General features: G+C 69.5%; 18 protein-coding genes. 9 read left to right on the plus strand and 9 right to left on the minus strand.

All coding sequences use genetic code 11. From position 1 onward, the window contains the following. Positions 1-32 precede the first annotated feature (32 nt). The gene (locus QTI51_RS05210) at positions 33-614 is read left to right on the plus strand and encodes a DUF3299 domain-containing protein (protein WP_207786657.1); all 582 of its coding nucleotides are present in this window, start codon (positions 33-35) and stop codon (positions 612-614) included. 57 nt (positions 615-671) lie between these two features. Here the strand turns inward: QTI51_RS05210 and QTI51_RS05215 are convergent, their stop codons facing one another. The 4 genes from QTI51_RS05215 to QTI51_RS05230 form a co-directional block, all read right to left on the minus strand. Then, positions 672-1,565 (minus strand): LysR substrate-binding domain-containing protein, encoded by an 894-nt coding sequence (locus tag QTI51_RS05215; RefSeq protein ID WP_116908589.1) that lies wholly within the window; start codon positions 1,563-1,565, stop codon positions 672-674. Between the two features lie 11 nt (positions 1,566-1,576). Further along, entirely contained in the window at positions 1,577-3,304 is a 1,728-nt protein-coding gene (locus QTI51_RS05220; RefSeq protein WP_116908590.1) for a SulP family inorganic anion transporter, read from the minus strand. 131 nt (positions 3,305-3,435) lie between these two features. After that, positions 3,436-3,885 carry a DUF2501 domain-containing protein gene (locus QTI51_RS05225; protein ID WP_116908591.1) on the minus strand — a complete coding sequence of 150 codons (450 nt, stop codon included), beginning with the start codon at positions 3,883-3,885 and terminating at the stop codon, positions 3,436-3,438. Between the two features lie 74 nt (positions 3,886-3,959). Next, positions 3,960-5,315, minus strand: coding sequence for a M20/M25/M40 family metallo-hydrolase (locus QTI51_RS05230; protein WP_116908592.1), 1,356 nt, complete (start codon positions 5,313-5,315; stop codon positions 3,960-3,962). Between the two features lie 168 nt (positions 5,316-5,483). On the opposite strand from QTI51_RS05230, the gene QTI51_RS05235 reads away from it, so the two are divergent. After that, positions 5,484-6,404: a LysR substrate-binding domain-containing protein gene (locus QTI51_RS05235; RefSeq protein ID WP_116909077.1), complete on the plus strand. Its 921-nt coding sequence runs from the start codon at positions 5,484-5,486 to the stop codon at positions 6,402-6,404. Here QTI51_RS05235 and QTI51_RS05240 read toward each other — a convergent pair. The 4 genes from QTI51_RS05240 to QTI51_RS05255 form a co-directional block, all read right to left on the minus strand. Next, a complete protein-coding gene (locus tag QTI51_RS05240; RefSeq protein WP_116908593.1) occupies positions 6,401-7,633 on the minus strand; it encodes a beta-ketoacyl-[acyl-carrier-protein] synthase family protein in 1,233 nt (410 codons plus the stop codon). The genes QTI51_RS05235 and QTI51_RS05240 overlap by 4 nt on opposite strands. Beyond that, positions 7,630-7,872 carry an acyl carrier protein gene (locus tag QTI51_RS05245; RefSeq protein ID WP_116908594.1) on the minus strand — a complete coding sequence of 81 codons (243 nt, stop codon included), beginning with the start codon at positions 7,870-7,872 and terminating at the stop codon, positions 7,630-7,632. The genes QTI51_RS05240 and QTI51_RS05245 overlap by 4 nt, the downstream gene beginning before the upstream one ends. A 144-nt stretch (positions 7,873-8,016) precedes the next feature. After that, positions 8,017-8,703 (minus strand): phosphatase PAP2 family protein, encoded by a 687-nt coding sequence (locus QTI51_RS05250; protein ID WP_286512519.1) that lies wholly within the window; start codon positions 8,701-8,703, stop codon positions 8,017-8,019. A gap of 92 nt (positions 8,704-8,795) precedes the next feature. Continuing rightward, positions 8,796-9,680 carry an AraC family transcriptional regulator gene (locus QTI51_RS05255; protein WP_286512516.1) on the minus strand — a complete coding sequence of 295 codons (885 nt, stop codon included), beginning with the start codon at positions 9,678-9,680 and terminating at the stop codon, positions 8,796-8,798. Between the two features lie 149 nt (positions 9,681-9,829). Here QTI51_RS05255 and QTI51_RS05260 point away from each other — a divergent pair, with 149 nt between their 5' ends. The 3 genes from QTI51_RS05260 (at position 9,830) to QTI51_RS05270 (ending at position 13,795) form a co-directional block, all read left to right on the plus strand. Then, positions 9,830-11,089 carry an MFS transporter gene (locus tag QTI51_RS05260; RefSeq protein WP_116908596.1) on the plus strand — a complete coding sequence of 420 codons (1,260 nt, stop codon included), beginning with the start codon at positions 9,830-9,832 and terminating at the stop codon, positions 11,087-11,089. 73 nt (positions 11,090-11,162) lie between these two features. Next, positions 11,163-11,915, plus strand: a complete 753-nt coding sequence (locus QTI51_RS05265; RefSeq protein WP_116908597.1) for a sulfite exporter TauE/SafE family protein — start codon at positions 11,163-11,165, stop codon at positions 11,913-11,915. Positions 11,916-12,097: 182 nt separating this feature from the next. Continuing rightward, a complete protein-coding gene (locus tag QTI51_RS05270) occupies positions 12,098-13,795 on the plus strand; it encodes an ATP-binding cassette domain-containing protein (RefSeq protein WP_116908598.1) in 1,698 nt (565 codons plus the stop codon). A 37-nt stretch (positions 13,796-13,832) separates the two neighbouring features. Here the strand turns inward: QTI51_RS05270 and QTI51_RS05275 are convergent, their stop codons facing one another. Next, the gene (locus QTI51_RS05275; RefSeq protein WP_165840304.1) at positions 13,833-14,750 is read right to left on the minus strand and encodes an AEC family transporter; all 918 of its coding nucleotides are present in this window, start codon (positions 14,748-14,750) and stop codon (positions 13,833-13,835) included. Positions 14,751-14,850: 100 nt separating this feature from the next. Between QTI51_RS05275 and QTI51_RS05280 the strand changes: the two genes are divergently transcribed. The 4 genes from QTI51_RS05280 to QTI51_RS05295 all read left to right on the plus strand — a co-directional run bounded on the left by QTI51_RS05280 (position 14,851) and on the right by QTI51_RS05295 (position 18,571). Next, the gene (locus QTI51_RS05280) at positions 14,851-15,825 is read left to right on the plus strand and encodes a tripartite tricarboxylate transporter substrate binding protein BugE (RefSeq protein ID WP_116908600.1); all 975 of its coding nucleotides are present in this window, start codon (positions 14,851-14,853) and stop codon (positions 15,823-15,825) included. Between the two features lie 109 nt (positions 15,826-15,934). Further along, positions 15,935-16,846 carry a site-specific tyrosine recombinase XerD gene (gene xerD / locus QTI51_RS05285; RefSeq protein WP_116908601.1) on the plus strand — a complete coding sequence of 304 codons (912 nt, stop codon included), beginning with the start codon at positions 15,935-15,937 and terminating at the stop codon, positions 16,844-16,846. Then, positions 16,821-17,606, plus strand: a complete 786-nt coding sequence (locus QTI51_RS05290) for a DUF72 domain-containing protein (protein WP_116908602.1) — start codon at positions 16,821-16,823, stop codon at positions 17,604-17,606. The genes xerD and QTI51_RS05290 overlap by 26 nt, the downstream gene beginning before the upstream one ends. Next, on the plus strand, positions 17,603-18,571 hold the full coding sequence (locus QTI51_RS05295; protein ID WP_116908603.1) for a Bug family tripartite tricarboxylate transporter substrate binding protein: 969 nt from the start codon (positions 17,603-17,605) through the stop codon (positions 18,569-18,571). The genes QTI51_RS05290 and QTI51_RS05295 overlap by 4 nt, the downstream gene beginning before the upstream one ends. The last annotated feature ends 17 nt before the right edge of the window (positions 18,572-18,588 follow it).

The raw sequence follows: 18,588 nt of genomic DNA on the forward strand, positions 1-18,588 counted from the left end.
GTCTGACACACCGCCCAAGCACAATCGGAGTCATGAGAAGGTTCTTTTCGCGCGTGCTGCTGTCCGCGCTGGTACTGGCCCCGGCGGCTGCGCTGCTGACCGGGTGCGGGCCGGGGGTTGCGCAGGGCGCGGGCAACGCGGCGGCCACGGCCACCGAGTTGAAGTGGGAAGAGCTGATTCCCAAGAGCTGGGACCCGACCAAGCGCTATCGCAACATCAGCCTGGAGGCGCTGCGCGACAACGACCCCATCGCCATCCAGATGCTCGACGAGATGCGCGCCGTGTGGGACAACGCACCGGTCAACGTGGCGCTCGACGGCAAGGCCGCCAGGCTCTCGGGTTTCGTGGTGCCGCTGGACGCCACGCAGGACGGCATTCGCGAATTCCTGCTGGTGCCTTACTTCGGCGCCTGCATCCACACCCCGCCGCCACCGGCCAACCAGATCGTGCACGTGATCGCGCCCGCGCCCGTCAAGGGGCTGCACGCGATGGACACGGTGTACGTCAGCGGCACTCTGAAGGCGGCGCGCTTCAATTCGGTGGACATGGGCGTGAGCGGCTACGAGATCGCGTCGGCCGAGGTCGAGCGCTTCACGCCGAAGCAGCCGCAGTGAGCTCGCGGAGCTGAACGGGCGGCAGAGCCGCCGCACCGTTCAGCTCATGCGCTGAGTTCAGGTCATTCGCTGCGACAGGAAATCCAGGAACGAGGTGATGCGCGCCGACAGCTGCGTGTTGCGGTAGTACACCGCGTTGACGGGCTGTCGCACGTCCACCGTGTCCTTGGCCAGCACCTGCACCAGCGCGCCGCTCACGCGGTCGGCCTCGGTCATGAAGTCCGACAGGCACACGATGCCCACGCCGGCCAGTGCCAGCTGGCGCAGTGTTTCGCCGCTCGACGCGGCCACGGTGGGCGTGATGTTCCATTCGTCGCCATGCACGCCGCGCAGCGGCCAGCGGTTCAGCGACTCGGGCTGGGTGAAGCCCAGCAGCACATGCCCGGCCCGTTCGGCCAGCTCGCTCACCTTGCGCGGCTTGCCGTGCGCCTCGAGGTAGGCGGGGCTCGCGAGCACGCGCAGCCGGTGCGTGCCCAGCGGGCGCGCATGCAGCGTGGAGTCGCGCAGCGGGCCGATGCGAATGGCGATGTCGGTGCGCCGCTCCAGCAGGTCGATGGGCAGGTCGTCGGTGTCCAGCTCGAGGCTGATCTGCGGATAGAGCTGTCGAAACGCGGGCACCAGCGGCACGATGGCGTGCAGCATGAAGGGCGAGGCCGCGTTCACGCGCAGCCGTCCCGCGGGCTGCTCGCGGCGCGCGGCCATGTGCTCCTCGGCGTCGTCGATGGCCTCCAGGATGGCGCGCGTGCGCTGCAGGAAGGCCGCGCCTTCCTCGGTGAGCTCGAGCCGTCGCGTGGTGCGGCGCAGCAGCGTGGTGTCCAGCTTCTGCTCGAGCCGGCTCAGCGCGCGGCTGATGCCCGACACGGTTTGCGCGAGCTGGTCGGCCGCGGCGGTGATCGAGCCCGCGTCCACCACCGTGCGGAAGGCGACGAGTTCCTCGATGGTGGTTTTCATGGGCGCAAGGGTCAGTGCGCCGCTTCAGCCGCGGCTTCCGCCACCGGCACGTCGATGCGCGGCATCAGCGCGGCCAGCGCCTCGCCGTCGGTGCGATAGCTGAAAAGCATCGGCCCGGGCGCCAGCAGGCCGGCGCGTTCCAGCACCTGCATGGCCGGCAGCTTCAGGCCGCTCAGGTGCAGCCGCACGCCCTTGGCTTCGGTCAGCCGGCGGATCGAGCCGAACACCTCGGCGCCGGTGATGTCGACACGGTTGATGGGCTGCGCGAACAGGCACACGTCGGTGAGCGCGGGCTGCTCGGCCAGCGCCACGGTGAGCGCGCGCTCCAGCGTGGAGGCGGAGGCGAAGTCGAGCTCGGCGTCCATGCGCAGCGCATACAGGTGCGGCGCCAGCGGCGGTAGCTTCCACAGGTGGCGGTCGCGCAGGCTGCCGTCGGGGTGGAGGCCCACCTCGATGATGCGCGGGTGCAGGTGGCGGTACATGTAGTGCGCCATGCTGGCCAGCAGGCCGCCCAGCACGCCCCAGTAGATGCTGGGGGCGGTCGCGATGGTCAGCACGAAGGTGCCGAAGGCAATGCCCGCCTCGATGCGCGACACCCGCCACAGCGCCTTGAAGCTCGCCGGCTTCACCAGCCCCAATATGGCCGTGACCACCACCGCCGCCAGCACCGCCTGCGGCACGTGGTACAGCAGCGGCATGAGCCACAGCAGCGCGCCGGCCACCACCACCACGCTGAAGAGCGTGGCCCAGCCGGTCTGCGCGCCCGCGTACAGCGTGATGGCCGAACGCGAGAACGACGAGCTGGTCGGGAACGCGCCCGTGAAGCCCGAGGCCAGCTTGGCCAGGCCCTGGCCGATGAGGTCCTGGTTTTCGTTCCACAGCGTGCCGGCGCGGGCGTTGTCGACCTTGGCGCTCGAGGCGGTTTCCAGGAAGCTCACCAGCGTGATCATCAGCGCCGGCAGCACCAGCGCGCTGAAGGTGCCCAGCGGCAGCAGGCCGGGCCAGTAGAGCGAAGGCAGGCCCGAGGGCAGGCTGCCCACCACCGCGCCGCCGCGCAGCGCGTAGTTGACGAGCCAGCTGATGGCGGCCGCGCCGGCCACCAGCGCCATGGTGGTCGGAAAGCGCGGCAGCAGCCGCTTGCCCAGCCACAGCACCGCCACGCTGCCCAGCCCGAAGGCGATGGCCACCAGGTCGGGCAGCGGGCCGCCCTGCAGCACCTGGGGAATCGTGCGTCCCGTGAAGCCCAGCAGCGCGGGCAGCTGCGAAATGGCGATGAGCACCGCCGCGCCCTGCGTGAAGCCGATGAGCACCGGCGAATTCACCAGCCGCAGCAGCCAGCCGAAACGCCCCGCGCCCAGCACGATCTGGATGGCGCCGGACATCAGCGTGAGCCACACCGCCATGGCCACCCATTCGGCGCTGCCCGCCACCGCCAGCGGCGCGAGCGAGGCGCCGACCAGCAAGCTGGTGAGCGCCGTGGGCCCGACCGACAGCCGCTGCGACGAGCTGAACATCACCGCGATCAGCGCCGGGAACAGCGCCGCGTACACGCCCGTCACCAGCGGCATGCCGGCCAGCGCCGCGTAGGCCACGCCCTGAGGAATGACCATCAGCGCCACGGTGATGCCGGCCATGGCCTCGTTGCGCAGCAGCGCGGCGGAAGGGCGCGGCCAGGCCAGGCAGGGAACCCAGCGCGCGAGGCGCTGGCGGAGGGAAGAAGGGGAGGCAGCCGGGGTCATGGACGTTTGCGAGCGCACGGGAAAGCGGGCAGGGCGGAGAAAAAGGCGGCGATCAGGTGCGCGGTGCGCCGCGGGAAGCTATGCGGAATGCAATGAAGGAGGCAGCGTCGGTTTCAGCGCCCCGGGGGGCGTCAGATCAGCGAGGTCGCGTTCTTCAGCACGTAGTCGCAGGCCTTGGTCTTGACCTTCGACGACAGGATCTTGAAGTTCAGCGTCTGGCCGTCGCCGCCTTTCAGCAGGCCCTTGGCGCCGCTGGCGAAGCCGGTCTCCTGCGGCTTCTGGCCGGTGATCTTGGCCAGCAGCTTGTCCTTGACCGAGGCCGCGTCGCCGCCCAGGTAGTTGTTCTTCACGCAGTACTGCAGCACGCCGGCGGCGTTGCCGATGGTGCTGGAGCCGATGGCCGGCATCTTGAAGCCGAGGTTGCCGAGGGCGGAGCCGCCTGCGCTGCCTTGCGAGCCCGCCGAGCTGGCACCGGCGGCCTCGCCGGCCTTTTCCTTCAGCTGGTCGAGCAGGTTGTTGGCCTGCGCCGAGGCGCCCGCTGCGAGCAGGGCCAGGGCAATGAGGGTGGAGCGAGCATGCATGGTGGTCTCCTGTGGAAAGCGGCCACCAGCATAACGGAGACGCCATGGCGCCCGGGGCCCCGCGGCGCGCGTTTTTACTTCGCGCGCGGGGGGCGCTTTTCGAGCAACGGCGTGCTCGTGCCTTGCACGCCGACCAGGCCCAGCACCGTCACCAGCGAGTTCTGCGCACCCTTCCAGCCGTCGGTCACGTCGATCCACTCGGACAGCGCGTGGAAGCCGCCGGTCTTGCCGCCGCCGCCGATGATGATGGCCGGAATGCCCAGCGACATCGGCACGTTGGCGTCGGTGCTGGCGCCCGTCAGCAGCGTCTTGTGGCCGAAGGCCGCGTTCGAGCGCGTGGCGGCCTCGACGATCACCGTGTCCGACTGCGTGCGGCCGCCCGGACGGTCGCCGATGAGCTTGGTGCTCACGCTCAGCGTGTTCACGTTCCAGCGCTTGTTTTCCTCGACCACCGCCTCGTCGATGGCGGCCAGAATTTTCTTCTCGGTTTCCAGCAGCGGCGCCATCTCGTCGGAGCGGATGTCGACGGCCATGCGCGCGTCCGGCGCAATGGTGTTCACCGACGTGCCGCCACCCACCGTGCCCACGGTGAAGGTGGTCTTCGGGAAGCTCGGCGTGCGCACGTCGGCGATCTTCGCAATGGCGCGGCCCATGCCGTGGATGGCGCTGGGCACCTGGCCGAAGGCGCCGAAACTGTGGCCGCCCGGGCCCTTGAAGGTCACTTCGTAGCGGTGGCTGCCGGTGCCCAGCATCAGCACCGTGCCTTCGGGCGCGGGCTCCAGCCCGACCATGCCGTCGATGTCGAGGTTGTCCCTGAAGATGGCCTTGATGCCGCGCAGGTTGCCGAGCTCTTCTTCGCCCACATTGCCCACGAACAGCAGGTCGCCCACGGTCTGCACCTTGTTGTCGTTCAGCACCTTCAGCCACGACAGCAGCACCGACAGGCCGCGCGTGTCGTCGGAGATGCCCGGCGCGTAGAGCTTGCCGTCGCGCTCCTTCACCTTCACGTCGGTGCCGGCGGGGAACACGGTGTCAAGGTGGGCCGAGATGAGCAGCTTGGGCCCGTTGCCCGTGCCCTTGCGCAGGCCGACCACGTTGCCTTCGGCGTCGATCTTCGCGTCGGTGAGGCCCAGCGCCTTCATGCGCGCAAGGAAGGCCTCGGCGCGCTTCTGTTCCTTGAAGGGCGGGGCTTCGATTTCGGTGAGCATCTTCAGGTCTTCCACCGAGCGCTCGTGGTCGGCCTTGACCGCTTCCAGCAGCTTCTGGATGGCGGGCGAGGCCATCAGCTGCGTATAGGCCTTGTCGATCTCGGGGCGCACCTGCGTCGGCGTGGCCGCGACGGAGCCGGTCTGGGCGTGGGCAAGGCCGGCCGCGGCGGATGCGAGCGCAAGCACGAGCGGAGCAAGGCGAAAGAGTGCAGGGCGAGCCATGTGAAGAATCCTTGGAAGTGAAGCGGAAACAAACGAGCCGTCGACGCGGCGTCGTCAGCAATTCTTGCGGCTGTGCTAGGCGGCTGCTCTGGTTTAATCTGCGGCGTTGTCAGTTTTTCTAACGAACCGGCATTTCCGGGGCATTCCCAAGCTGCTTTCATGGCCACCATGCGCCGCCACATTCCCAGCACCCGCGCGCTGCTGATTTTCGACGCCGTCGCCCGCCATCATGGCGTGGGCAAGGCGGCCGAGGAACTGTGCCTCACGCACAGCGCGGTGAGCCAGCAGCTGCGGTTGCTGGAAACGCAGATCGGCGTGCGGCTGGTGCAGCGCACCGCGCGCGGCACCGAGCTGACCGAGGCCGGCAGGCGCTACCACGGCCAGGTGTCAGGCGACCTGCTGCGCCTGCAGAACCACACGCTCGAAGCCATGGCCCAACGCACCGACGGCCTGCGCCTGCTTGTGGGCGCGGTGCCGGTGCTGGCCGAGGGCTGGCTGATGCCTCGGCTGCCGGACTTCATCGCGCGCCACCCCGGTTGCAGCCTGCACCTGCAGGTGTTTCCCACCTATCTCTACATGGAAGACATGCCCTTCGACGTCGGCGTGCAATACGACGACGCCGTGTGGCCGGGCGCCAACGCGCTGCCGTTGATGGGCGAGTCGTGCGTGGCCGTCTGCGCGCCCGGGGCCAAGGGCCGCGCAGCGATGGCGCGGGGCGACTTCCGCGCCGCGCCGCTGCTGCAGCTGCGCACCCGCCTGGGCGCGTGGGAAGAATGGTTCGCGCAGACGGCCCACGCGCGGGCGCCCGAGAACCTGGTGGCGGGGCACCGCTTCGACCTGTTTTCCACGCTGATCGCCGCGGTGCGCGCCGACCTGGGCGTGGGGCTGGTGCCGGCGTATTTCGTCGAGCGCGAGCTTCGGTCCGGCGAGTTGGTGCTGGCCTGCCCGCACCGGGCGCCGTCGAGCCGGGGTTACAGCGTGTTCGTGGCGCCCAGCCGCACGGACGATCCGCTCATCGGCGCCTTCGTGGCGTGGCTGCGCGAAACGGCCGCCGAGCCGCAGCCACAGCTGTCGGCTGCGCAGGCCTAGCCTGGCTGGCGGAACAGCAGCACGGAGTTCGTGCCGCCGAAGGCGAATGAATTGCTGATGGCGGCCTCGAGCGTGGGCGCCGCGGTGTCGCCGGGCGCCACGAGGTTCATGGCGCAGGCCGGATCGATGTCCGCGCAGTGCGCGTTCGGCGGCAGCTGGCGGTGGTGCAGCGCCAGCACGGTGATGAGCGCCTCGATGGCCCCGGCCGCGCCCAGCATGTGGCCGTGCAAGGCCTTGGTCGAGCTGACGCGCAGCGCGCCGAAGTCGTCGCCCCACACATCGGCCAGCGCATTGCGCTCGACCACGTCACCGATGCGCGTGGCTGTGCCGTGCGCGTTGCAGTAGCCGACGTCGCGCGGCTGCAGGCCGGCCTGGCGCAAGGCGGCGCGCAGGGCGCGGGCCTGGCCGGGGGCGTCGGGCTTGGTGAGGTGGGTGGCGTCGCTGCTCAGGCCCCAGCCGGCCAGCGTGGCGTAGCTGCGGGCGCCGCGTGCGCGTGCGCGCTCGGCCGATTCGAGAATCAGGAAGGCCGCGCCTTCGCCCAGCGCGAAGCCGCTGCGGTCGGCGGCAAAGGGCCGCACCGCGCCGGCCGCTTCGCCGGGCTGGAAGGTGGCGAGTGTCTGCATGGCCTGCCAGGCCACGACCACGCCGGGCACGATCAGCGCCTCGCTGCCGCCGGCAATGGCGATGTCGACCTCGCCGCGCTGCACGGCCTTGGCCGCTTCGGCAATCGCCGCGGACGACGAGGCGCAGGCCACCGAATAAGTGAGCACCGGGCCCTGCACGCCCTGGCGCATGGCCACGTGGGCGGCGGGTGCGTTGGGCATGAAGGCCGGAATGGTCAGCGGAGACACCCGGCCGTTGCCGCGGTAGGCCGCCTCGAGCGCCGCGGCACCGCCCATGCCGCAGCCCGAGAACACGCCGATGCGTTCGGGGTCGGCACGGCCGGCCGCGACGCTGGCGTCGCTGTTCACCAGGCCCGCGTCGCGCATCGCCAGGTCGGCGGCGGCCACGGCCAGCTGGCTCACGCGGTCCACGCCCGCGAGCTGCAGCTTGGTGAACCAGCGGGTTTCGTCGAAGGCCACCGTCGCCGCGGCGGCCGGCTTGGGCAGTTCAGGAAAGACGGGCTGGATGGCCGAACGGCCCTGCAGCAGCGCCTTGAACAGCGCGCCGGGCTCGTCCCCATGCGGCGCCACGACGCCCAGACCGGTGACCGCGACGGCGTGGTTCACGCTGTTTTCGCGGCCCGCACCTTGTCGACCAGCTGCGCGAGTTCGGCCAGGGTGTCGATGCTCGCGTCTTCGTCGGGCATGGTGATGCCGAAGTGGTCTTCGATGGCGAAGAGAAATTCAGCGAGGGCCAGCGAGTCGAGCCCGCCGGTTTCCCGCATCGATGCATGCGGGTCGAGCTTCGACGGATCGATGCCGTACTTCTCGTGAATCAGGTCCTGCAATTCCTTCAGCGAACTCATCGTGCGATGCCTGTCGTCATGTGCCGCCGATCGATTGCCACCCCTGGAGGGCACGCCATTGAATCGATTCCTTCCTCGGCCAGTGGTGAGTGTTATCAATGATTAGCGATGATATCCGCTCGAACACGAGGGACATCCCCCGTGCTAACGCTTCCCCGGTCTCCAGCGCAGCGAGGGCAATGCAAACGCCATGCCCAGCAGCGCGCCGGCCAGCACGTCGAGCACCACGTGCTGCTTGACCGCCAGCGTCGAATAGGCAATAGCGGCGAACCACAGCCAGTTGATCCAGAACAACAAGGCGGGCGTGCGCGCGCGGCGCAGCACGTCGTGCACCCGCACCGCGGTGAAGATGGCCACCGCCACGTGCATCGACGGGCAGGCGTTGCCGGCCGCGTCCACGCCCTGCAGCATCGCGAAGCCGGGGTAGCCGGAGGCGTCGAGGGGCAGCGCCGGGATCTGCGTCGGCCAGAAGTAGAAGAGCCCCAGCCCCGTGAGGCACAGCCCGCCGATCCACAGCCCGTAGACCACCAGCTCCTTGAAGGTCAGCTGCAGGCCCGGCGCGAAACCCACGTACACCCAGAGCGACAGGTACGCGCCCAGCGTGTAGGGCTGGAAGGGAATGAGGTGGTCCAGCGCCGTCAGCGGCATCACCGTGACCGGAAACGCCGGGTTGCGCAGCAGGTGGAAGTAGCCGATGAAGAACAGCCAGGTGAAGACCGTGGTGCCCACCGCCTTCAGCACGAAATGGCGGCGCATGCGCAGCCAGATGTCGGCGGTCCACGTCGGTGGCCCGGCCTCGGGCGCCATGTGCAGGGGGATCTGTGTGTGCATGTGTCGGTGCGCGATCTTGCCAGACCGGCATGACGCCGCGGCCTGACGTCCCGCTGCCGGTCCTCATGCCGGCCTGGTGCCGGGCTGGCCTTTCAGGCGGTGGCGGCGCGCTTGCGGTGCTGGAACGAGGTCGGTGAGCGCCCCGTCGCCGCCTTGAACATCGCGCAGAACGCGCTGTCGGTGGCATAGCCGCTGGCCGCCGCCACCTGGCTCACGGCCATGCCGCGCGCCAGCAGCGGCAGGGCGTGCGCCATCACGGCCTGCTGGCGCCATTGCTGCCAGCTCATGCCGAGCTGGTCGCGAAACAGGCGCGCCACCGTGCGCTCGCTGGCGCCGATGGTGGCCGCGCGCTCGGCCAGCGTGGCGCGGTCGGCCGGGTTGCGCAGCAGCGCCTCGCACAGCTGGCGCAGGCGCTTGTCGGTGGGCAGCGGCACGTCGATGCGGATCTGCGTGGCGCGCTCCACCTCGTCGACCAGCAGCGGCGCGATCATGCGTTCGCGCTGCGGCGCATGCGGGTCGGCCGGCGGCAGGCCGTCGGGCGTGGTGTCCAGCGCCAGCATCAGCGCGCGCAGCAGCGGGCTGATTTCTAGCACCTCGCACTTGTCCCAGGTGGGCGCGATCCAGGCGTGCAGGTACACGGTGCGCAGCTCCGCGTCTTCGATGAGGGTGATGCTGTGCGGCATGTTGGCCGGCACCCACAGCGCGCGCGAGGGCGGCACGATGTAGCTGCCGTCCTGCGTGCTCAGCCGGATCACGCCGCGCGTGGAAAAGGTGAGCTGCGGCCACGGATGCTGGTGCAGCTCGACCAGCGTGTCGGCGGTGAGAAAGTGCTCCTTGGCGCGCAGCGGGCGCACCGCGTCGGGGGCGTAGAGGTGCGGCGTGAGCGGGCCGACGCTGTTCGCCGGTGCGGCGACGGCGCCGCGTGGCGCGCGTGCGCCCGGGTTCGGGCCCGGCGCCGGTGGCTGCTGCGGTGTCACCGGTGGGTGGTTGTCTGCGTTCGCGGAAGTCGCAAGGGAGGGGGAGGCGTCGCTTGGCATGGTTTCGACAAATGTTGTCGCTGTATCGCCATTCTGCCGCGTCGTCGGCGAATAGCATCGGTGCCCGCCCCGGTTTTTTTTAGCAATCCATGTCCTCTTCATCGTCAGCGTCTTCGGGCGCCACCCCGCCCACCACCTTGCGCACCGACGCCAAGCTGATCGGCCTGGTCGGCCTGGCCCACGCGGTCAGTCATTTCAGCCAGCTCATCCTGGCGCCGCTGTTCCCGTGGCTCAAGGACGCGTTCAACGTCAGCTACGTGGAACTGGGCGCGGTGCTGACCGTGTTCTTCGTGGTGTCGTGCATCGTGCAGGCGGCCTCGGGCTTCATCGTCGACAAGCTGGGCCCGCGCCCGGTGCTGTTCGTGGGGCTGGGCGCGCTGGGCCTGGCGGCTTTCGGCTACGCCGCGGCACAGAGCTACTGGATGCTGCTGCTGTGCGCGGTGGTCGGCGGCATCGGCAACGGCGTGTTCCACCCGGTGGACTACACGCTGTTCAACCGCAAGGTCGCCCCCACGCGGCTGGGCCATGCGTACAGCGTGCACGGCATCACCGGCAGCCTGGGCTGGGCGCTGGCGCCGGCCTTCGTGGTGCCCATCGCCATTGCGTTCTCTTGGCGCGTGGCGCTGGCTTCGGCGGGTGCCGTGGCCATCGTGGTGCTGCTGATGCTGTGGGTGTACCGCAGCGTGCTGTCGCTGGACGCGGCGGCCGTGCACAAGGCAACGGGGCAGGGCGCGCCCGCGCCGGCCGGCGGCGAATTCGACTTCCTGCGCATTCCGGCCGTGTGGATGTGCTTCGGCTTTTTCTTCTTCTATGCCGCGGTGATCAGCGTGGTGCAGACCTTCGCGCCCGTGGCCGCCGGCCACCTGCATGCGGTGCCGGTGGCGCTGGTGGCGATGTGCCTCACCGTGTACATGGTGGCCAGCGCGGTCGGCATGGTGTTCGGCGGTTTCCTGGCGTCGGACCCGTCGCGCTGCGAGCGCATCGTGGGCGCGGGCTTCGGCGTGGCGGCGGCGCTGGCGCTGGTGCTGGCCTTTGCCACCTTTCCGCCGGTCGTGGTGCCGGTGCTGTTCGGCGCGATGGGTTTCGTCTCGGGCGTGGCCGGTCCGTCGCGCGACCTGCTGGTGAAGAAGTCGACCCCGCCCAACGCCACCGGGCGCGTGTACGGCGTGGTGTATGCGGGGCTCGACATCGGCCAGGCCGTTGCGCCGCTGGTGTTCGGCCGGCTCATGGACAGCGGCCAGTACACGAGCGTGATCGTCGGGCTGGCGCTGGTGCAGGGCGTGCTGATTGCCAGCGCCTTCAACGTGCGCCGGGTGCGCCGCACGGCGCTGGTGCCGGCCTCGGCCTGAATCACAAGCGGCATGAGCTGACCTCGCTGCCGACCTCTCTGCCTGTACGAATGCCGCCGATATCATCGGCCGCATGCAAGCCTTGTATGTCTATGTGATCGCCGGCGCGGTGCTGGCGGGGTTCGTGCAGGGCCTGTCGGGCTTTGCTTTCGGGCTGGTGGCCATGTCGGTCTGGGCCTGGACGCTGGAGCCGCAACTGGCCGCCGTGCTCGCGCTGTTCGGCGCGCTCACCGGCCAGGTGATTGCCGCGCTCACCGTGCGCCGCGCCTTCGACAAGAGCATCCTCTGGCCCTTCGTGCTCGGCGGCCTGGTCGGCGTGCCCTTCGGCGTGTGGCTGCTGCCGCACCTGGACCTCGTGGTCTTCAAGCTTTGCCTGGGCGTGCTGCTGGTGCTGTGGTGCCCGGCCATGCTGATGTCGCAGCACCTGCCCAAGCTGGCTTTCGGTGGCCGCGTGGCCGACGGAGTGGCCGGCGCCATCGGCGGCGCCATGGCGGGCATCGGCGGGTTCTCGGGGACCATTCCCACGCTGTGGTGCACGCTGCGCGGCTTCCAGCGCGACACGCAGCGCGCGGTCATCCAGAACTTCAATCTCGCGATGCTGGTGGTCGCGTTTTCGATCCACCTGGCCAGCGGCAGCATCGCGCGTTCGACCGTTCCGCTGCTGGGGCTGGTGGCCGTGGCGGTCGCGGTGCCGGTGCTGCTGGGGGCGCGGCTGTACATCGGCATCAGCGAGGCCGTGTTCCGCAAGCTGGTGCTGAGCTTGCTCACGGCATCGGGCGTGGCGATGCTGGCATCGGCGGTGCCGGCGTTGATGCAGCGCGCTTGATCCAGCAGATCCGTGAATCCGGGAACCTTCCCGGCCGCATGCTTTCCAAGTGCGTGACCGGCTGGCTTGGCCGGCCTTTTTCCCTTCTGGAGCGTCCCCCCGAAATGCGCCTTTGAGCCTTCCTTGATTCGCCGCGATGCAGCACCTTGCATCGCCTTGCCACGAACTCATCGGAGGGCCGCATGGCTCATCGCACACACGCTCCGCGCGCGGCCGCAGGCCCGGGCGCTTCATCTTTCCTTTCTTCTTTTTCTTCTTTCGAACTCCGTCACGTGAGCCTCGCGCTGCCCGACGGGCGGCTGCTGTTCGACGACATCGGCGAGACCTTCCAGCCCGGCTGCGTCGGCCTCGTGGGTGGCAACGGTGCGGGCAAAACGCGGCTCATCGAGCTGCTGGCGGGCCACGCCACGCCGAGCTCCGGCGTGGTGCTGCGGCCCGCGCGGGTGGCGCATGTGGCGCAGGACATCGCATCGACACCGGGCACGCTCGTTGCCGACCTCGCGGGGCTCGCGCAGCCACTGGCGGCGCTCGCGCGCATCGAGGCGGGCACGGGTGCGGCGTCGGATTTTGAACTCGTCGAAGGCGGCAGTCATTGGGACTTGCCGACACGATTCGCCGCCGCGCTGCAGGCCGCGGGACTCTCACTCGCGCCGCACCGACCAGCCGACGGGTTGAGCGGTGGCGAGCGCACGCGCGTGGCGCTGCTCGGCGCCTTCCTGTCGGGCGCCGACGCCTTGCTGCTCGACGAGCCCAGCAACCACCTCGACACCGACGCGCGGCGCTGGCTGCGTGCACAGCTCGCCGCATGGCGCGGCGTGGCCGTCATCGCAAGCCACGACCGCGAACTGCTGGAGGACATGGGCCGCATCGTGGAAATCACGCCGCAAGGCCGCCTGCGCAGTTGCACCGGCGGCTGGACCGCGTACAGCGCGTGGCGCGAGCGCGAAGCCGCGGCTGCGCAAGCGCGGCTCGACCACGCGCGCACCGAGCGCGCGACCGCCCTGCGCGAACAGCAAAGGCAGCACGACGCGCAACAGCGCCGCGCCGCTCGCGGTGCCAACTGGGCGCGCGACGCCAACCTGGGCGGCCTGCACCTGGGACGCCTGAAGGACAACGCGCAAGCCTACGCAGGCCGCGAGAACGAACGCCAGCGCGAGCGCCGCGATGCGCTCGATGGCGAAGTGCGCGAAGCCGCCGCGCAGGTGATGGCCGCGCCCGCGGTGGCGCTCGCGCTGCCGGCTTCGTCGGTTCCCGCAGGGCGCCGCGTGCTGTCCCTCGAAGAAGCGGTGCCCGCATGGCCGACCGATGCGCGGGCGTTGAACCTGTGCCTGCATGGTCCGGTGCGCATCGGTGTCACGGGTGCGAACGGCTGCGGCAAGACCAGCCTGTTGCGGATGCTCGCGGGCCGCGATGAGCCGCGTGCCGGGCGTTGCGAGGCGCCGCTGCGTTGCGCGTGGCTGGCGCAAGAACGCGGTGTGGACGACGAATCGCAGCCCGGTCGTTCGCTGTTGCAGCAATTGCAAGCCTTGCACTCGCCCCTGCTCGAAAGCGAATTGCGCACCCGGCTCGCGCTGCTGGGCCTTGGTGCCGGCGCGGCGTGCCGGCCCGTGGCGCAGCTCAGCGGCGGCGAGCGCCTGAAGACCGCGCTGGCCTGCGCGCTGTGGGGCGGTGCACCGGCGCAGATGCTGCTGCTCGACGAGCCGACGAATCACCTCGACATCGCGTCGGTGCTTGCGCTGGAACAGGCGCTGCGCGGGTTTCCGGGAGTGATCGTCGTGGTGTCGCACGACCAGCGATTCCTGTCGGCGCTCGCACTCACGCACCGGCTCGATGCGCGACGCGGCGGAGGCAGCGGCTGGGTGCTGAGCGACTTGCGCTAGCAGCTCAGCGCGTCAACGCTTCAACGCTTTCAAGGTGTCAGCGAGGCAAGGCCAGCGCGAACGGCAGGCTCGCCACGCCCAGCAAGGTCGACAACGTCACCAGCCCCGCCACGTACGGCCCGTTGTAGCCCATGCGCGCGGCCAGCACATAGGCGCTCGACGCGGTCGGCACGGCGGAGAAGGCCATCAGCACCACGGCCTGCGTGGCGTCGAGCCGCAGCGCGTGCACCAGCCCCCACGACACCAGCGGCAGGAACAGGTGGCGAATGGACAGCACCGCCACCGCCAGCACCTTGCCCGTGCCCAGCGTCGAGAACTTCATGCCCGCGCCGGCCGCGAGCAACCCGAGCGCGAGCGAGGCGGCACCGATGCGCGTGAGCGTGGGCGTGGCCCAGCCCGGCACCGTGAGCCCGAGCACATTGGCCAGCAGCCCGGCCACGGTCGCGACGATCAACGGGTTGCGCACCAGCTGCCGCACGAAGCCGGTCTTGGCATGCCGCGTCATCGGCCACACGGCCGCGATGTTGAAGATGGGCACGCACACGCCGATCAGCACCGCAATCAGCAGCAGGCCCTCGGCGCCCGCCAGCCGCTCCGCCAGCGCCAGGCAGATGAAGGAGTTGAAGCGGAACGCGATCTGCGTGCTGGCCGCATGGTCGCGCCGGTCGATGTGCCTGCCGATGCCCGGCACGAAGGGCAGGGCATAGGCCATCGCGATGCCGCACGCGCCGATGCACAGGCCGGCGGTCAGCAGGTTCGACGTTGCACCAAAGTCGAGCGGGCTGCGCACGATCGAATGGAACAGCAGCACCGGAAAAAGAAAGTAGTAAACCAGGCTCTCGACCTGGTCCCACACGCGGCGGTCGAGCGCGGTGTAGCGGCACAGGAGCCAGCCGATGGCGATGAGCGAGAAGTCGGGGAAGAGCAGCTGGGCATAGTTCACCGCTTCGAGGATAAACCGGCCAGACTGTGGGTATTCCACAGCACGTAAACGGCGCTCCAGCCGCTAGCATCCGGGCTTCGTTTTTTCGACATCACAAATCAAGGAGTTATCGATGCAACGTCGTCAATGGAGCGCGCTGGTGGGAGGCGCCGTGCTGGTCGCGGTGGCAGGCCAGAGCTTTGCACAGGGCTATCCGAACAAGCCCGTGGAGCTGAGCGTGCCGTTCGCACCGGGTGGCACGACGGACATCGTGGCGCGCGTCATTTCCGACCCCCTGGGCAAGGTGCTGGGCCAGCCGGTGGTTGTGATCAACCGCGCCGGTGGCGGCGGCATCGTGGGCGCGGCCGAAACCGCACGCGCCACACCCGACGGCTACAAGCTGGGCATTGCCACGGTGTCGAGCACGGCGGCCAACCCGGCCATCAACCCGAAGACGCCGTACGACCCGATCAACGACTTCACGCCCATCATCAACATCGCGGCCACGCCCAACATCATTGCGGTGAACCCGAACTTTCCGGCGAAGAACTACGCCGAGTTCGTGGCCGAGCTGAAGAAGAACCCCGGCAAGTACTCGTACGCCTCGTCGGGCACCGGCGGCATCGGCCACCTGCTGATGGAGCTCTACAAGAGCCTGACCAACACCTTCGTCACGCACATCCCGTACCGCGGCGCGGGCCCGGCGCTGAACGACGTGGTGGCCGGCCAGGTGCCGATCATGTTCGACAACATTCCCTCGGCCATGCCCTTCATCACCAGCGGCCGGCTGATCCCCATCGTGGTGTCGGCGCCCCAGCGCCTGGCCGCGCTGCCCAACGTGCCGACCTTCAAGGAAGTGGGCCTGGAGCCGGTAAACCGCATGGCGTACTACGGCATCCTGGGCCCCAAGGGCCTGCCGAAGGAAGTGGTCGAGAAGATCAGCGCGGGCGTGAAGAAGGCCGTGGAAGAACCGGCGGTGCGCAAGCGCATCGAGGACACCGGCTCGCTCATCGTGGCCAACACGCCCGAGCAGTTCTCCGCGCAGATCAAGGCCGAGTACGAGGTGTACAAGGAAGTGGTGAAGAAGCAGAACCTGAAGCTGGACTGATCCCGCTTGCAGCTTCCCGCGCGCTGCGTTCCACTTGCAGCCGCCCCCCCGAAGCCGCCCGCAGCCCGGGCGGCTTTTTTCATTTCCGGATTTTGTTATCTTGCAGCGCATGACCGAGGCCGCCACCGCACCCACTCCCGAGATCGACGAATTCATCGACGCCCTCTGGCTCGAGGACGGCTTGTCGAAGAACACGCTGGCCGCCTATCGCCGCGACCTGGCGCTGTTCGCGCAGTGGCTGCGCCAGCAGCGCGAGGGCGCCACGCTCGCCGCCGCGCGCGAGCCCGACGTGCAGGCGTACATGGGCGCGCGCCTGTCCACCAACGGCAAGGCCACCTCGGCCAACCGCCGGCTCACGGTGTTCAAGCGCTACTACCGCTGGGCGCTGCGCGAGCGCCGCGTGGTGGCCGACCCGACCATCCGCCTCATGCCCGCGCGGCAGATGCCGCGCACGGTGAAGACGCTGTCGGAGAAACAGGTGGACGACCTGCTCGGCGCGCCCGACGTCGAGACGCCGCTGGGCCTGCGCGACCGCGCGATGCTGGAGCTGATGTACGCCAGCGGCCTGCGCGTGAGCGAACTGGTGGCGCTCAAGGCCATCGACCTGAGCCTGAACGACGGCGTGCTGCGCGTGCTGGGCAAGGGCAACAAGGAGCGGCTGGTGCCCTTCGGCGGCGAGGCGCGCCGCTGGATCGAGCGCTACATCGACGAGTCGCGCCCCGTCATCCTCGACGCCCAGCAAACGCCCGACCTGTTCGTGACCGCGCGCGGCGCGGGCATGACGCGCGTGATGTTCTGGATCATCGTGAAGAAGCACGCGACCACCGCCGGCATTCATGTGCCGCTGTCGCCGCACACCTTGCGCCATGCCTTCGCCACGCACCTGCTGAACCACGGCGTCGACCTGCGCGCGGTGCAGCTGCTGCTGGGGCATGCGGACATCTCGACCACCACCATCTACACGCATGTGGCGCGCGAGCGCCTGAAGCAGTTGCATGCCAAGCACCATCCGCGCGGCTGAGCTGTCGCCGCCGTGGCGCATCGGCTGCGCCGGCTGGAGCCTGCCGCGCGTGCTGTGGCCAGAGTTTTCGCCCAAGGGCTCGCACCTGGAGCGCTATGCGCGGCGTTTCGACGCGGTAGAGATCGACACGTCTTTCTACCGCCCGCACCGGCGCGACACCTACGAACGCTGGGCCGCGAGCACGCCCGCGGGCTTTCGCTTCGCGGTCAAGCTGCCGAAGGCGGTGACGCACGAACGCCGGCTGGTCGATGCCATGCCCGCGTTCGAGGAGTTCGCCGCGCAGGTCGAAGGGCTGGGCGACAAGCTCGGTGCGCTGGTCGTGCAACTGCCGCCCAGCCTGGCGTTCGATGCCGCCGTGGTGCGCAGGTTTTTCACCGCGCTACGGCGCAGGCACGCGGGCACGGTGGTGCTGGAGCCCCGACATCGCAGTTGGTTCGTGCCGCAGGCCGACGCGTTGCTGGCAGCCTTCGAGGTGGCCCGCGTGCTCGCGGACCCGGTGCTGTTCGACGAAGCCGCGGCGCCCGGCGGATGGCCGGGCCTGGTCTATCTGCGGCTGCACGGCTCGCCGCGGCGCTACTGGTCGGCCTACGACGACGCGCTGCTGGCGCGGCTCGCGCAGCGACTGCAGCTCGCGAAGGAAGAGGGCGCGCAGTGCTGGTGCGTGTTCGACAACACGGCGGGTGGAGAAGCCGTCGGCAATGCGCTGACGCTGCAGCGTCAGCTACAAGATCAACAATCGACAAGAGGAGACAGAACGTGAACTTCAACAGACTCTGCACAGGCCTTGCCCTGGCCGCAGCCACCAGCCTCGCCGCCGCGCAAGGCTTCCCCGGCGCCAAGCCCATCCGCCTGATCGTCGGCTACCCGCCCGGCGGCGGCATCGACTTCGCCGCGCGCACGGTGCAGCTGCCGCTGCAGGAGGCGCTCAAGCAGCAGCTGGTGGTCGACTACAAGCCCGGTGCCAGCGGCATGATCGCGGCTACCGAGCTCACGCGCCAGCCGGCCGACGGCTACACGCTGCTGCTGGCCAACACCGGCCCCTTCGCCATCGCGCCGTACCTGCAGAGCAAGCCGCCGTACGACCCGATCCGGCAGTTCACGTACATCGGCCAGATCAGCCAGGGCAGCTACATCGCGGTGACGCGGCCCGACCATCCGGCGAAGAACCTCAAGGAGTTCGTGGCCTGGGCCAAGGGCCAGCCGAGCAAGGTCAACTTCGCCTCGGGCGGCAACGGCACCTCGACGCACCTGAACGGCGAGCTGATGAACCAGGTCACGGGCCTCGACATGACGCACGTGCCCTACAAGGGCAGCGCCCCCGCGGTGCAGGACCTGCTCGGCGGGCAGACGCAGATCCTCATCGACGCGGGCAGCGTGCTGCTGCCGCAGGTGAAGGGTGGCAAGCTGAAGGCGCTGGCCGTGACCGGGCCGCAGCGCGACCCGCAACTGCCCGACGTGCCGAGCGTGAAGGAGCTGGGGCTCGCGGGCATGGAGTCGGTCGGCTTCCAGGGGCTGGTGGGCCCGGCGAACATGCCGAAGGACGTGGTCGACAAACTGTCCGGCGAACTGGCCAGGGCGCTGGCGCAGCCCGAGATCAAGGCGAAGTTCGCCGCCGCCGGTGCCGAGGTGCATTCGCTCGGCCCGGTGGAGTTCGCGGCCTTCGTCAAGGCGGACAATGAGAAGTGGTCCAGGCTGATCAAGGAGCGCAAGCTGCAGCTGGACTGATGCAAACCACGTAACCG

This window comes from Variovorax sp. J22G73, from assembly GCF_030317035.1.
Classification (GTDB): Bacteria; Pseudomonadota; Gammaproteobacteria; order Burkholderiales; family Burkholderiaceae_C; genus Variovorax.

Coding starts and splice junctions, on each gene's coding strand:
- QTI51_RS05210 (WP_207786657.1), top strand. CDS start 33: ATGAGAAGGTTCTTTTCGCGCGTGCTGCTGTCCGCGCTGGTACTGGCC.
- QTI51_RS05215 (WP_116908589.1), bottom strand. CDS start 1,565: ATGAAAACCACCATCGAGGAACTCGTCGCCTTCCGCACGGTGGTGGAC.
- QTI51_RS05220 (WP_116908590.1), bottom strand. CDS start 3,304: ATGACCCCGGCTGCCTCCCCTTCTTCCCTCCGCCAGCGCCTCGCGCGC.
- QTI51_RS05225 (WP_116908591.1), bottom strand. CDS start 3,885: ATGCATGCTCGCTCCACCCTCATTGCCCTGGCCCTGCTCGCAGCGGGC.
- QTI51_RS05230 (WP_116908592.1), bottom strand. CDS start 5,315: ATGGCTCGCCCTGCACTCTTTCGCCTTGCTCCGCTCGTGCTTGCGCTC.
- QTI51_RS05235 (WP_116909077.1), top strand. CDS start 5,484: ATGCGCCGCCACATTCCCAGCACCCGCGCGCTGCTGATTTTCGACGCC.
- QTI51_RS05245 (WP_116908594.1), bottom strand. CDS start 7,872: ATGAGTTCGCTGAAGGAATTGCAGGACCTGATTCACGAGAAGTACGGC.
- QTI51_RS05250 (WP_286512519.1), bottom strand. CDS start 8,703: ATGCACACACAGATCCCCCTGCACATGGCGCCCGAGGCCGGGCCACCG.
- QTI51_RS05260 (WP_116908596.1), top strand. CDS start 9,830: ATGTCCTCTTCATCGTCAGCGTCTTCGGGCGCCACCCCGCCCACCACC.
- QTI51_RS05265 (WP_116908597.1), top strand. CDS start 11,163: ATGCAAGCCTTGTATGTCTATGTGATCGCCGGCGCGGTGCTGGCGGGG.
- QTI51_RS05270 (WP_116908598.1), top strand. CDS start 12,098: ATGGCTCATCGCACACACGCTCCGCGCGCGGCCGCAGGCCCGGGCGCT.
- QTI51_RS05280 (WP_116908600.1), top strand. CDS start 14,851: ATGCAACGTCGTCAATGGAGCGCGCTGGTGGGAGGCGCCGTGCTGGTC.
- xerD (WP_116908601.1), top strand. CDS start 15,935: ATGACCGAGGCCGCCACCGCACCCACTCCCGAGATCGACGAATTCATC.
- QTI51_RS05290 (WP_116908602.1), top strand. CDS start 16,821: ATGCCAAGCACCATCCGCGCGGCTGAGCTGTCGCCGCCGTGGCGCATC.